Source organism: Acidovorax sp. YS12 (assembly GCA_021496925.1).
Lineage (GTDB): Bacteria > Pseudomonadota > Gammaproteobacteria > Burkholderiales > Burkholderiaceae_C > Paenacidovorax.
On the sequence record CP053915.1, the window covers coordinates 3,213,781 to 3,227,159 of the forward strand.

The 13,379-nt window shown below is 67.6% G+C and carries 11 protein-coding genes; 10 read left to right on the plus strand and 1 reads right to left on the minus strand.

Translation table 11 applies throughout. The annotated features are described in order from the left end of the window. Positions 1-7 precede the first annotated feature (7 nt). The 10 genes from YS110_14475 (at position 8) to YS110_14520 (ending at position 12,767) form a co-directional block, all read left to right on the plus strand. A complete protein-coding gene (locus YS110_14475; GenBank protein ID UJB65874.1) occupies positions 8-778 on the plus strand; it encodes a ParA family protein in 771 nt (256 codons plus the stop codon). A 299-nt stretch (positions 779-1,077) separates the two neighbouring features. Beyond that, positions 1,078-5,295, plus strand: coding sequence for an IPTL-CTERM sorting domain-containing protein (locus YS110_14480; GenBank protein ID UJB65875.1), 4,218 nt, complete (start codon positions 1,078-1,080; stop codon positions 5,293-5,295). Positions 5,296-5,476: 181 nt separating this feature from the next. Beyond that, complete coding sequence (locus YS110_14485; GenBank protein UJB65876.1) at positions 5,477-6,019, plus strand: serine hydrolase family protein; 543 nt, start codon at positions 5,477-5,479, stop codon at positions 6,017-6,019. Between the two features lie 9 nt (positions 6,020-6,028). After that, positions 6,029-6,955, plus strand: a complete 927-nt coding sequence (locus YS110_14490; protein UJB65877.1) for a ParB/RepB/Spo0J family partition protein — start codon at positions 6,029-6,031, stop codon at positions 6,953-6,955. Positions 6,956-7,121: 166 nt separating this feature from the next. Continuing rightward, positions 7,122-7,847, plus strand: a complete 726-nt coding sequence (locus YS110_14495) for a class I SAM-dependent methyltransferase (protein UJB65878.1) — start codon at positions 7,122-7,124, stop codon at positions 7,845-7,847. Between the two features lie 267 nt (positions 7,848-8,114). Next, positions 8,115-9,599 carry a hypothetical protein gene (locus YS110_14500; GenBank protein ID UJB65879.1) on the plus strand — a complete coding sequence of 495 codons (1,485 nt, stop codon included), beginning with the start codon at positions 8,115-8,117 and terminating at the stop codon, positions 9,597-9,599. Positions 9,600-9,630: 31 nt separating this feature from the next. Continuing rightward, positions 9,631-10,029, plus strand: a complete 399-nt coding sequence (locus YS110_14505) for a YcfL family protein (GenBank protein ID UJB65880.1) — start codon at positions 9,631-9,633, stop codon at positions 10,027-10,029. 29 nt (positions 10,030-10,058) lie between these two features. Then, complete coding sequence (gene lpoB / locus YS110_14510) at positions 10,059-10,670, plus strand: penicillin-binding protein activator LpoB (protein ID UJB65881.1); 612 nt, start codon at positions 10,059-10,061, stop codon at positions 10,668-10,670. A gap of 169 nt (positions 10,671-10,839) precedes the next feature. After that, positions 10,840-11,775: a hypothetical protein gene (locus tag YS110_14515; protein ID UJB65882.1), complete on the plus strand. Its 936-nt coding sequence runs from the start codon at positions 10,840-10,842 to the stop codon at positions 11,773-11,775. Then, positions 11,775-12,767 carry an alpha/beta hydrolase gene (locus tag YS110_14520; protein UJB67465.1) on the plus strand — a complete coding sequence of 331 codons (993 nt, stop codon included), beginning with the start codon at positions 11,775-11,777 and terminating at the stop codon, positions 12,765-12,767. Before YS110_14515 ends, YS110_14520 begins: the two co-directional genes overlap by 1 nt. On the opposite strand, the gene YS110_14525 is transcribed toward YS110_14520, so the two are convergent. Next, positions 12,745-13,374, minus strand: coding sequence for a flavin reductase family protein (locus YS110_14525; GenBank protein UJB65883.1), 630 nt, complete (start codon positions 13,372-13,374; stop codon positions 12,745-12,747). The genes YS110_14520 and YS110_14525 overlap by 23 nt on opposite strands. Positions 13,375-13,379 lie beyond the last annotated feature (5 nt).

The window sequence follows — 13,379 nt, forward strand, 5'->3', positions numbered from 1 at the left end:
CCATCGCATGGCCAAGATTTTCTGCATCGCCAACCAAAAGGGTGGCGTCGGCAAGACCACCACCACCGTCAACCTCGCGGCGGGCCTGGCCAGGATCGGCCAGCGCGTGCTGCTGGTCGACCTCGACCCGCAGGGCAACGCCACCATGGGCTCGGGGGTGGACAAGCGCGGCCTGCAGCTGTCGGTGTACGACGTGCTGCTCGAATCGGCCTCGGTGCAGGAGGCGGCGGTCGCGTCCGGGCCTGGCGGCTACCGCGTGCTGGGCGCCAACCGCGAGCTGGCCGGAGCCGAGGTGGAACTGGTCGAACTGGAGCGGCGCGAGAAACGCCTGAAGGCCGCGCTCGATGCCGTGCAGGTGGACTACGACTTCGTGCTGATCGACTGTCCGCCGTCCCTCTCCATGCTCACGCTCAACGGCCTGTGCAGCGCGCATGGCGTCATCGTGCCCATGCAGTGCGAGTATTTCGCGCTTGAAGGGCTGACCGACCTCGTCAACACCATCAAGCAGGTGCACGCCAACCTCAACCCCGACCTGCAGATCATCGGCCTGCTGCGTGTGATGTACGACCCGCGCATCACGCTGCAGGCCCAGGTGAGCGAGCAACTCAAGGGGCATTTCGGCGACAAGGTGTTCAACACCGTCATCCCGCGCAACGTGCGCCTGGCCGAGGCGCCCAGCTATGGCTTGCCCGGGGTGGTTTTCGACCCTTCAGCCAAGGGAAGCCAGGCCTTCGTCGAATTCGCCCAGGAGATGGTGGAACGCATTCAGCGTATGTAAGCATACGTATTTTCCCCAATTGCAAACCATTGTGATTTGTGAGTATTTGTGAGTGATGGTGTATGGCGAGCCATAGGGGAGGCTGCCTAGACTTCGGGCCAGACGCAATCTGCGGTGACCGCGATTGCATTTTCTCGCCGGAGTTCCACACGTAGACGTGCATGCAAGGGCTCCGGCGGTCTTCAGAAAGCCCAGCCATGCCAAGACATCACAACCATGCTGCCGTCGCGCCGCCCATGCAGTCCTTTGGGCAAGCATTGCCGGCCGTTTCACCCCAGGCCCCGCCCTCCCCGCGCCGTGTGCGTTCCTGGTTCTCCCTGCTGGTGGTGCCTGTTCTGGGCATGGCGGGTGGCACTGCGTATGCGGCAACCTCGTATGACCTTCTGGTCAACCACGATGCTTTCCAAGTGGGCGGGCCCGTCAATACGACATCCGATGTCGTTGACGCCCCTGTGGGCGGCACGTTCGTGTACCGTGCCAAGTCCAAGATCAACGGCAGCAGCCTTTCGGTGGGCAATGCCACGCTCACGCAGAAACTGCCTGCCACGGCCATCTTCCAGGGAATTGACGTACCTGGCGGCTCCGGGGTGGTTTGCACCGGGCAGCCCAGCGTGGGCCAGCCCATTGGCTCGGCCGTCATCACTTGCGCCATCCCGGCCCTGACGTCGGATGCCGAGGTGCCGATCGACTTCAAGGTCATCCTGCCGGACGAAGGGACCGACCACGCCGCGAAGGCGACGATCACCGCGCTCGACAATACCGATCCGAACGCGGGCAACAGCAACGACATCGAACGCAACATCACCACCTACAAGCGTGCCGATCTGGCCGTGGCCATCACCGGCCCTGCCGACAACAGCACGCACCAGCAGGGCAGCGTGGTGAACTACCAGCTCCAGGCCCGCAACACCAATGCCACCTATGCGTTCGACCTGAATCCTGGTGAAAAAGCCACGGTGCGCTTTTCCCAGCCGGCGGGCACCACGTTCCAGGGCTCTCCTTCGTCTCCCGGAAATGCCTGGACATGTGTCGCGGGTACGGACAACAGCGCAACCCCACCCGTGCCCGTGTACGACTGCACGTACACCGCGTCGGCGGTGGTTCCCAAGAATACCAACCTGCCGTTGCTCACCATTCCGGTGCTGGTGAACGCCAGTTCCGGCGATACCACGGCCCTGGTATCGGTCTCGGGCCAGACGGCGGGAGGCGTGAGCTTCCTGGATGCCTATCCGGACAACAACACCGATGACGCAACGATCAAGCTGACGCCCAACAACCAGCTGGACATGGCATTGGTGAAAACCGTCGCCCCCTCGGTCGTGGACAAGCAGGGCGCCAGTCCGGCCAGTGTGACCTACACCCTGACGGCCACCCGCAATTCCGGCTTGCTGATACCCCAAGGCATCACGATCACCGACACCCTGCCCGCGAACGTAACCTTCGATGGCGTCGTGACGCCGACGGCGTGGGATTGTGCGGGCTCCAGCGGCCAGAACGTCGTCTGCACGTTCGACAACGCGGTCACCCAGAACGCGAACCTGCCCGACCTCAAGTTCAAGGCGCAGGTGGACGTTGCGAGCGTGCCGCTGGCTGGCGGCAAGGCCGTGCTGCAAAACCAGGCCACTCTGGCGGTTGCCAACGAACCTTCGCCAGGCACCAACAACACCTCCAGGGCCGACCTGACCGTCACCAACCAGATTTCCCTGAGCACCGCCAAGGCCGCGTACAAGGCTGCGGGCGGTACCCCCAACCCGGCGAACGACACCGCGGCGGGCGTGATTGCCGACGGGGACGAGTTCTACTATGAAATCAAGGTGCACAACGACAGCGATATCCCCGTGCAGTCTGGCCAGACCATCACCTTGACGGATGTGCTGGACGGCCAACTGGAGTACATGGAGGCCGCGGGTGCCTGGTCGTGCTCGGCAATCCCGGCGGGCTGGTCGGCAAGCACGCCGCAGACGGTGACCTGTACGCTGACGGCCGGCATCGCCGCCAGGGGCGCTAATGACCTGTACCTGAAAGTCAAGGCGCATATCAGCTCGGGCCAATGGGCCACGATTGCGAACCAGGCCAAGGTGACGTGTCCTGCAAACCGCGACTGCGCAACCCCGACGATCTTGACGAACAACCACGAGATCAAGTTGTCAGACCTGCATGCGGACCTGTCCATTACCAAGGCGGCAGCGGTCACGCCCGGCTTTGCCCATGGTGACGGTGTCTCTGGTTCCGAGGTGGTGTACACGCTGAAGGTGAAGAATGCTGTGCCTGTCACGGTGCCACCAGCAAATCCAGCGGATTTTCAGACGGCCAAGACTGTGGAAATCACCGATGTGGTGGACAACCTCCTGAACAGGAATACCAGCCCGGATGCCGATCCGGTGACGGGCGCTCCCAGGTATGCGAACAACCGCTTCGTGGAGGCCACGGTTCAATTGCCTACGCCGACCACCGTGACGGCCGATCCCTGCACTTACAGCAATGTCGCGAACAATGCGGATGCGCTGGAAGTGAAATGCACCTTGCACGATGTGCCCGTCGGTAGCGACGAATACACGGTCACGATCAAGGCGCGCCAGTATGTGGACCCCACCAGCAGTGCGAACCAGACGAACAAGATCACGAACACCGCTTCTGTCAGCTCTCCGGATACCGCTGAATACGACAGCGACAACAACAAGGATTCCGCGGACGTCACGCTCACGGCGCTGACCAACATGACGGCTGAGAAACAGGCCGCACCCGGCAGTGCGCTTGCCGGCCAGAAGATCGAATACACCCTGAACGCGACCAACAAGGGGCCATCCAAGGCCACGGCCGTGAAGGTGGTGGACACGTTGCCGCTGGGCATGATCTGGGTGACCGCGCCCACCATCAGCAGTGGCACCTGCACATTGGCCAACGGCGACACCATTGCCGCGGGCCTGGTGGTAACCAGTGCCAACCGCGAGATGACCTGCGCCTGGACGGGGGCGGCGGCCACCTTCAACGCCAGCAACACGACGAAGAACGTGAAGTACGCGCTGCGCTCGGCCACCGTGGGCTATCCGGCATCGGTGCAAAACAATGCCTATGTGGACACCACCACGCTGGAGACCATCCCCTTGAGCGCCAGCGGCACGGACAACAGGACCGACAAGACGGTCACGCTGGACCAGCCCAAGCTGAATGTGCTCATCACCATGGGCCATACCAACGACGGCTTGCCGCTGAACGGCCAGACCCAGTACACCATCACGGTGACGAACAGCGGCGAGTCCACCTCCTACGCCACCAATGTGGAGATGATGGACGTGTTCCCTGCCCCGGGCTCCACCGCGACCTTCGATCCGCTCTCCGCGATGGTCGATAGCGTGGTCGCGTCCACGAACCCCAACCGCTTTGATCCCAGCAACTGCGCGTTTGTCGCGACCGGGCTGAAGTGCAATTTCCCCTGGCTGGCACCTGGCGAATCGGCGGTGATCAAGTTCTCGATGAAAGCCACGGCCATCAACAACGGCAGCATTCCCGTGGGCACCATCCTGCACGAGGCCACCGTGAGCGCCGATGCCGAGTACCTGGATGGCGGCAAGGACGTGAGCAAGGACAACACGGTCAAGGACCGCACCTCGGCCTACGACCAGGGCCAGGTCGATCCCGCCGACTTGCGCGATGTCGACCTGTCGATCAAGAAGACCGTGACCAGCCCCACCAGCGGCAACGTCGAGGTGGGTGGCCAGATTGCATACCGGCTGACCGTGAAGAACGAGGAAACGGTCAAGCACCTGGTGAACGGCAATGCCAAGGTGGTCGACGTTCTGCCCGTGGGGCTGGAACTGGCGGGCGCTGCGCCTTCCGGCTGCAGCTACACGGCAGCCACCCGCACGCTGGAGTGCACGGTCACCGACCTGAACGCAGGCGCTTCACGGACCTTCGACTTCACCGTGACGGTGAACGCGATTGCCCCGGGCCAGACGGTCGTTGTCAACAAGGCCACCATCACCAGCCTGGGCGACCCGGTGGATCCGAACAACGAAGACGAGACCCCCGGCGTGCCCGTGAGCGACCTGGACGTCGGCCTGGTCAAGACGGTGAACATGGCCACGATCAACGTCGGCCAGACCCTGACCTACACGCTGCAGGCCACCAACCACGGTACCGTGGCCGGCCAGAACGTGGTGATCACCGACACGCTGCCCACCGGGCTGAACTTCCTGGCATCGCCCGATGGCTGCACGGCTTCCGCCGGCGTGGTGACCTGCAACGTGGGCACCCTGGCCGCCAAGGAAACGAAGACCCTCACGTTCACCGCCACGCTGATGGCGGACGTTCGCGGCACCACGCTGCGCAATTGCGCCCGGGTACAGGCCCCCGGCGACAAGGACCCAGCGAACAACGAAAGCTGTGCCGAGTCGAAGGTTCCGGGCCCCGGCGAAACCACCACGAAGTCCATCCCCGTGCTCGATAACATCGGCCTGGCCTTGATGGCCTTGCTGCTGATGGGCTTTGCCGGTACCCGGTTGCGCCGCCGTCCTTGAACGGTTGTCCTGAGCGCTGAAAGGCGCTGAGGAGCGCCGATCCCCATCGCCGCCGCCATGCCTGGGTGCATGCGGCGGCGATGTGCTTTGCGCCTCGGGCAGAATACCGGCTGGCGATTCATCATGAAAAAAGCCTCCAACGCCCGTCCACCAAGCGCAAGCAGCTCCTGAAAAAATAGCAATGAAGTCTTCCACCATCTTGCTCCTGCCCGGCTGGCAGAACTCCGGCCCCGGCCACTGGCAGACTGCGTGGGAGAGTCTGCATGGCGACCGGCGCGTGGAGCAGCACGACTGGGTGCGCCCGCTGCGCGGCGACTGGTCGGCGCGGCTGGAGGAAGTGGTGGCCGATGCTCCCGGCCCCGTGGTGCTGGCGGCGCACAGCCTGGGCTGCATCCTCACGGCCTGGTGGGCGGCGCACACGCGCCATGCGCACAAGGTGCGCGGCGCGCTGCTGGTGGCCCCGGGCGACGTGGAGCGGCCCGCGCTGGCGCCGCAGCTCGGTGGCTGGGCGCCGATCGCGCGCCAGCGCCTGCCTTTCCCGTCGGTGCTGGTGGGCAGCCGCGACGACCCGTACTGCAGCTTCGAGCGCGCACAGGCGCTGGCGGCGGATTGGGGCGCGCGCTTCGTCGATGCCGGCGCGCGCGGGCACATCAATGCCGAATCGGGGCTGGGCGCGTGGCCCGAGGGCCGGGCGCTGCTCCAATCGCTGACAGACAAGGACTGAAAGACACGCATGGTCACCAAGAAACCCAAGGGCCTCGGGCGCGGCCTCGAAGCATTGCTGGGCCCCAAGGTCGAGGACAAGGCCGGGCCGGCCGAGGCCGCGCAGGCGGGCCTGCCCAGCACGCTGGCGCTGGACCAGCTCGTGCCCGGCATCTACCAGCCGCGCACGCGCATGGACGAAGGCGCGCTGTACGAGCTGGCCGAGAGCATCAAGGCCCAGGGCATCATGCAGCCGATACTGGTGCGCAAGCTCACCGGCGGCGAGCATGCCGGCAAGTACGAAATCATCGCGGGCGAGCGGCGCTTCCGCGCCTCGCGCCTGGCGGGCCTGGACGCGGTGCCGGTGCTGGTGCGCGAGGTGCCCGACGAGGCCGCCGCCGCCATGGCGCTGATCGAGAACATCCAGCGCGAAGACCTGAATCCGCTCGAAGAGGCGCAGGGCCTGCAGCGCCTGGTGCGCGAGTTCGGCCTCACGCACGAGCAGGCCGCGCAGGCCGTGGGCCGCTCGCGCAGCGCCGCCAGCAACCTGCTGCGCCTGCTGAACCTGGCCGATCCGGTGCAGACCATGCTCATGGCGGGCGACATCGACATGGGCCATGCGCGCGCGCTGCTGGCGCTGGACCGGGCCACGCAGATCACCGCAGGCAACCAGATCGCCGCCAGGAAGCTCTCGGTGCGCGAGGCCGAAAGCCTGGTGAAGAAGCTCGGGGCCGAATTCCAGCTGCTGCCGCAAAAGCCCAAGAAAGAGAAGTCGCGCGACCTCAAGCGCGTGGAAGAGGAGCTGTCCGACCTGCTCATGGCCGAAGTCGAGGTGCGCGTGAAAAAGCGCGTCAAGCGCGGCGGCCGCACCGAGGAAATGGGCGAGCTGGCCATCCAGTTCGGCTCGCTCGATGCGCTCAACGGCCTGATCGAGCGCCTGCGCGCTGAGAACGTGTGAACGACATGCCCGCTCATCACGCCAAAACACGCCCCCTCTGCGTTGCAAATGCTCGCCATAGCCCGCGCTATGGCTGCGCTTTGCGCCTTGAGGGGCCGCGTTTTGGCGCGCCGCTCGGTCACGCCGGATTCATTCACACGTTCTGACTGACGCTTCCCCCCGGCCCATGCGCCTGCCCTGGCCCGCGCCCGCACTCATCGCCTGGGCCGGCGCCTGGGCGCTGCACGCGCTGCTGCTGCCGCGCGCGGGCGCGCTGGCGGCCCTGCTGGCGGGCTGCGCGCTGGGCACCCTGGCCAGCCTCTGGGGCGCGCGCTGGTGGCGCCGGGTGCTGATTGCACTGGGCTTTCCGCTGTCGCTGTCGCTGGCGGGGGCCGCCGCGCTGCCCGCCTGGGCCTGGCTGATTCCGCTGGCCCTGCTGCTCGCGGTGTACCCGCTCAACGCCTGGCGCGATGCGCCCCTGTTCCCCACGCCTGCGGGCGCGCTGCAGGGGTTGGAAGCGCTGGTGCCGCTGCCGCCCGGCGCGCGCGTGCTCGATGCGGGGTGCGGCCTGGGCGACGGGCTGCGCGCGCTGCGCCAGGCCTATCCGCAGGCCCGGCTCGACGGGCTGGAACGCAGCTGGCCCCTGCGCTGGCTGTGCGCGCTGCGCAGCCCCTGGGCGCGCGTGCGCCAGGGCGACATCTGGCTCGCCGACTGGAGCGGCTACCAGCTGGTCTACCTGTTCCAGCGGCCCGAGAGCATGACCCGCGCCCTGGTCAAGGCCGGTGAAATGGCGCCGGGCAGCTGGCTGGTGAGCCTGGAGTTTCCCCTGCCCGGCGTGGCGCCGCAGGCGCAGCGGCCGGTGCGCGAGGGCGGGCGCATGGTGTGGGTTTATCGCCTGCCGTTACGGGTGTAGACAAATTTCACACGGTTCGTGAGAAAGGGTTTGCTACAGTAACGCCCGGTTTTTCAAACCGGCCGTCACAGACCATAAAACCAATCGAAACGGGACGCTATCGCCGGATTCATTCATCGCATCGGAGAGGGGATGCATGAAGGAGCCGGTTTCTTTCCTGGTGAGAAACGCGCCTTGCCGTGGCTGCGCTGCACGCGGCGGATCGGGTGTGGGAGTGCGTCGGGCCGCCGTCCCTATTCGCCGTCGTATTACCCGCAAGGAGAATCCATGCATCCAAAAACCATGTCGCGCACCCGCCTGTGGGGCGCACTGGCGCTGAGCGCGTCGCTCGCCGGCTGCGCCACCATGCAAAGCCATGACCAGCTGGCCACGGAAGTCCAGACTTCCAGCCGCTCGGAAGGCATTCCCGCCGCCCTGGCGCGCCTGGACGCGTCGGCCAAGTCGGACGACGACAAGAAGGCGCTGCTCTACAACCTGGAGCGCGGCGAACTGCTGCGCCTAGACAACCGCTACGAGGACAGCATCCAGTCGTTCATGGTGGCCGATGCGCGCGTCAAGGAGTGGGAGGAAACCGCCAAGCTCAACCCCGGCCAGCTCATGGGCACCATGGGCGCCGCCCTGATCAGCGAACGCTTCAAGAGCTACGAGGGCCAGGACTACGAGAAGGTGTTCCTCACCACCCGCCTGGCGCTGAACCGCGTGGCCCTGGGCGACCTGGAGAGTGCGCGCGTGGACATCAAGCGCACGCACGAGCGCGAGGCCGTGATCGCCGAATTCCGCGCCAAGGAAATGGCCGCCGCTGAGGAAGAGGCGCAGTCCAAGGGCGCCACCAAGGGCGGCAAGGAACTGGACGGCTACCCCGTCGAGACCCTGAACGACCCCGAGGTGCTGGCGCTGAAGAACGGCTACCAGAACGCGCTGAGCCACTACCTCTCGGGCTACCTGTACGAGGTCATGAACGAGCCGGGCCTAGCCGCGCCGGGCTACCGCAAGGCCATCGAACTCAAGCCGGAAACGGCGGTGCTCGAAGAGGGGCTGCGCGGCCTGGACAAGCGCGCCAGCTTTACCTGGAAGCGCCGCCAGCGCATGACCGACGTGCTCTTCCTCGTCGAGGCGGGCGATGCCCCGGCGCGCAAGTCCCAGGCCTTCACGCTGCCCGTGCCCACGGGGCGCGGCATGGTGACGGCGAGCATCTCGTACCCGGTGATCGAGCCCTCCAACGACCCGCTGCTGGCCCAGGTGTCCGCCGCCGGGCAGGACTTGAAGCTCGAGCGCGTGGTCGACGTGAACGTGATGGCGCGCCGCGTGCTCAAGGACGAAATGTCCGGCGTGATGCTGCGCGGCATGACGCGCGCCGTGGCCAAGGGCGTGGTGCAGGACCAGTTGCAGAAGAACGCCGGGCTGTTCGGCGCCCTGGTCGGCGCCGTGGCCTCGGTGGCCACCGAGCAGGCCGACGACCGCATGTGGCGCATGCTGCCCGGCCGCGTCTACGTGGCGCGCGGCTACCTGCCGCCGGGCGAGCACCAACTGGCCATCGATGGCCGCCCGCTCGAAGGCACCGTCACCATCGACGGCCAGTACGCGCTGGTGCCGCTGCGCTTCTATGGCGAGCGCGTGCTCGTCGGCCAGGTGGCGGTGATGGGCAAGCTGGCCCCCGCGCCCGCCGCGGTCCCGGCCCCTGCCGCAGCGCCCGCGCCCGCCACCAAGCCCGCACCGCGCAAGCGCGCCGCCAAGGCGGCGGCTGCGAACTGACGCATTGTTTCCAGAACCGGGAGTCCCATCCATGAACCTTCTTCGTACCTCCTTGGCGGCAAGCGTCCTGGCGGCGAGCCTTGCGGCCGCGCCCGCCATGGCGCAGCAGCACGACCCCGCCACGCCGCCCGCCGTCGCCGCCAAGGTGGCGCTGCGCGGCGAGGCCAACGGCATTGCCGTGCGCGAGATGCGCCTCGTGCGCAAGAACGACATCCTGACCGTGCAGGCCGACCTGTCCAACACCGGCCGCAGCGACCGCACGGTGTACTACCGCTTCCGCTGGCTCGACAGCGTGGGCAACCAGGTCGGCGACGGCGAGTCGTGGAAGCAGCTCGGCGTGCTGGGCCTGGGGATGCAGACTGTCAAGAGCGTGGCGCCGACCAGCGCCGCCGCCGATCTGCGCCTGGAAATGAACGTCGAACCGCGCTGACGCAGCGCACAGCAAAGGAGAAAGCCAACATGCAGCAAACCACCCGGCGCCGCGCCTTCGCCCTGGCGCTTGCCGCCAGCACCCTGGCCCTGAGCGCCTGCCAGAACCTGTCCTCGCCCGTGATCCGCTTCGACCGCCAGGTCAACTACGGCGATGCCAAGGGCGTCGAGCTGGTCACCAACGAATTCGGCTCCAGCGACCTGCAGATGATCGCCGAGAAGATGACCGGCAGCCTGCTCGAAACCGGCATCTTCCAGGGCCGCCCCACGGTGACCATCTCCACCGTGAAGAACAAGACCAGCGAGTACATCGACACCACCAACGTGATGAACTCCATCCAGACCGCGCTGGTCAAGTCGGGCAAGGTGCGCTTCACCCGCTCCATCAACGAAATGCAGCAGGGCGTGGACGAACTGCAGCGCCAGAACCAGAGCGGCCTGTACAAGCAGAACACCACCGCCAAGGTCGGCCAGATGACGGCGGCCAAGTACCAGCTCGAAGGCGAGCTGACCAGCATCGTCAAGCAAAGCGCCTCTACCAAGGACGTGTTCTACAAGTTCACGCTCAAGCTGTTCGACGTGGAGGAGGGCACCATCGAATGGCAGGACGAAAAGGAAATCCGCAAAACCAGCAAGAGATAAGGAGGCATCCCCCTGAGTCGCTTCGCGCCTTCCCTCTTCTCTCGGCTTCGCCGGGAAGGGGGACGCCGCCGGCGCGGCGGGGCGGCCCTTGCGCGGCGTCTGCTGGCTTGGGCCGTGCCGGTTTGGGGGATGTGTGCGCCATCGAATTCCAGTGCATAAGGAGCATTCCATGCAACGCAGAACCACCCTGGGCGCCGCCTGCGCCCTGCTGGCCGCCACGGCCCTGACCTGGGGCGTGGCCGCGCAGGCGCAGCAGCCCGGCGCCGCGCCGCGCATCGCCGTCACCAACCTGGCGTACGCGCAGCAGGTGTCGGAGTATTTCGTCGCCGGCACCTACCAGCAAAGCAGCCAGATGAGCGCGCAGGGCAGCCACAGCCACGGCATGTACGGCGGCGCGGGCCAGCAGTCCATGCAGGCCTCGGCGCAGGCCAGCGGCACCTACGTGGCCGGGCGCTACAGCTACATCGAGCAGCGCGACCTGGCGGGCTACACCAACGACATCAAGGGCGCCCTCCTGCAGGGCACCTACTTCAAGCTGGTGCAGGGCAAGGCGTTCGACGCCGGCGCCCCGCAGCCCAGCAAGGCCGAGCAGGTGCTGAACCAGGTGCAGACCGGCAAGATGCAGACGCCGCGCGCCCAGCCGCAGGTGACCGACGTGATCGCGCGCATCAAGAAGGGCGAGTTCAACGGCGCCGACTACGTGCTGTTCGGCTCCGTCAGCTCCATCGACTTCACCGACGCGCTCTCGCCCCTGCAGGGCACCACCAGCGCCACGCGCCAGTACGGCCTGCAGCTGCTGGCCGACTTCTCGCTCATCAACACCAAGACCTACGAGGTCAAGGCCGCCTTCTCCGCGCAGGGCGCGGGCAACGACACCAAGATCCTGTCCAACCGCGGCGACATCGCTCCGCCCAACCGGGCCAAGGTGATGCGCGAGACCTCGCTCTCGCTGGCGCAGGACGTGTACCAGCAGCTGACCATGCAACTGGGCTACTCCGACCCCAACCTGGCGCGCGGCGTGCGCCCGGGCCAGCCGCCCATGCCCTACCCGGCGGGCCAGCCGATGGCGCCGCAGCAGCCGGAGCAGGTGCTGATCCTGAAGTGATGCCCCCCGCCGCGCCGCCCCCGCGCAAGGCCAGCCCCAGGCTGGCCTTTTTGCTGGGCGCGCTCCTGGCACTCGGGGGCTGCGCGCAGTTGCCCGGTGCGCCTGAGTGGCCTGCGCCCTCGGGCTTCCGCACCCAGGCGCTGCCCGGCCGCGATGGCGCCACGGTGCTGGCGCTGGAGCGCGGCGCGCGCGTGGCGCCGCTACGCTACCGCGTCGTGGTCGTGCCCGGGTCCGGCTGTGCCGGCATGGGGGCGTTTGCCGGGCGCTACTTCGCCGGGTTGCTGCACGCCCAGGTGCTGGTGCTGCACAAGCCCGGCGTCGACCCGCAGGCACGCACCGCGCCCGGCGACTGCGCACGTGGCTTCGTGCAGCAGGACCGCCTGTCCGCCTGGCTGGCGCACGCCCGCGCCGCGCTGCGGGCCGATGCGCTGCGGCGCCAGGGCGAGCCGCCCGTGCCGCAGTTGCTGGTGGGCATCTCCGAAGGCGCCGAGCTGCTGCCCGCGCTGGCGCCCGAGGTGCCGCAGCTCGCCGGCCTGGTGCTGATTGGCGCCAGCGGGCTGGATCCGCAGCAGGCCGGCGCCCTGCAGGCCGAGCGCCTGGGCGCGCAGGACGGCTGGGCGGAGCTGGGCCGCATCCAGGCCGGCCGCCGGGCTGATGGCGCCGTGGTGCAGGGCCGCAGCCTGGGCTACTGGCGCGACCTGTGGACCTGGCCGCTCGCGCTGCCGCTGGTGCGGAGCCCCTGGCCGCTGCTGCAAGTATGGGGCGGCGACGATGCCCTGGTGCCCTCCGCCGCCTACGCGCAATTCGCGCGCATGGCCGCGCTGCGCACCGTGCCGTACTGCGCACGCCGCATCGGCGGCGCCGACCACGGCCTGCAGCGCCCGGACGGCAGCGACGGCGTGCAGCAGGTGTGGGCCTGGGCGGAGCAATGGGCCCGTGCCCCGCAGGCCGGCCTGTGCGGCCCCGGCGTCACCGGGGCCGATGCATCCTGAAGAGCTGCTCCGGCCCGACCGTGAAATAGTCCGCCGGCCCGCCCGCGCGCAGGATGTGGCCGGCGCTGGCGGTGTCGTAGATGCCGTCCCTGAGCAGCGCCTTGTTAATGTGCACCGCCACCACCTCGCCCAGCACCAGCCAGGTGTCCACCGCCGCGCCGTCCGCGCCATGCAGTTGCTGCACCTGCGTGCAGCGGCACTCGAAGGTGACGGGGCTCTCGGCTACGCGCGGCGGGCGCACCAGCGTGGAGGCCCGCGGCGTGAGGCCGGCCAGCACGAACTCGTCCACCTCGGGCGGCACGGCGGCGCAGGTGGTGTTCATCGCCTCGGCCAGGTCGCGCGTGGCCAGGTTCCACACGAACTCGCCCGTGGCCTGCACGTTGCGCACCGTGTCCTTGTAGCCGATGCTGGCGAAGCCCACGATGGGCGGCACGTAGTTGAAGGCGTTGAAGAAACTGTAGGGCGCCAGGTTGGCCGCGCCCTGCGCGTCGCAGGTGGAGATCCAGCCGATGGGGCGCGGCCCCACGATGGCGTTGAACGGATCGTGCGGCAGGCCGTGGCCCTGGCGGGGCTGGTAGCTGTGGATGGCGGGGGCGGTGGTGCTCATGGCGC

Coding starts and splice junctions, on each gene's coding strand:
- YS110_14475 (UJB65874.1), top strand. CDS start 8: ATGGCCAAGATTTTCTGCATCGCCAACCAAAAGGGTGGCGTCGGCAAG.
- YS110_14490 (UJB65877.1), top strand. CDS start 6,029: ATGGTCACCAAGAAACCCAAGGGCCTCGGGCGCGGCCTCGAAGCATTG.
- YS110_14485 (UJB65876.1), top strand. CDS start 5,477: ATGAAGTCTTCCACCATCTTGCTCCTGCCCGGCTGGCAGAACTCCGGC.
- YS110_14525 (UJB65883.1), bottom strand. CDS start 13,374: ATGAGCACCACCGCCCCCGCCATCCACAGCTACCAGCCCCGCCAGGGC.
- YS110_14495 (UJB65878.1), top strand. CDS start 7,122: ATGCGCCTGCCCTGGCCCGCGCCCGCACTCATCGCCTGGGCCGGCGCC.
- lpoB (UJB65881.1), top strand. CDS start 10,059: ATGCAGCAAACCACCCGGCGCCGCGCCTTCGCCCTGGCGCTTGCCGCC.
- YS110_14515 (UJB65882.1), top strand. CDS start 10,840: ATGCAACGCAGAACCACCCTGGGCGCCGCCTGCGCCCTGCTGGCCGCC.
- YS110_14500 (UJB65879.1), top strand. CDS start 8,115: ATGCATCCAAAAACCATGTCGCGCACCCGCCTGTGGGGCGCACTGGCG.
- YS110_14505 (UJB65880.1), top strand. CDS start 9,631: ATGAACCTTCTTCGTACCTCCTTGGCGGCAAGCGTCCTGGCGGCGAGC.
- YS110_14520 (UJB67465.1), top strand. CDS start 11,775: ATGCCCCCCGCCGCGCCGCCCCCGCGCAAGGCCAGCCCCAGGCTGGCC.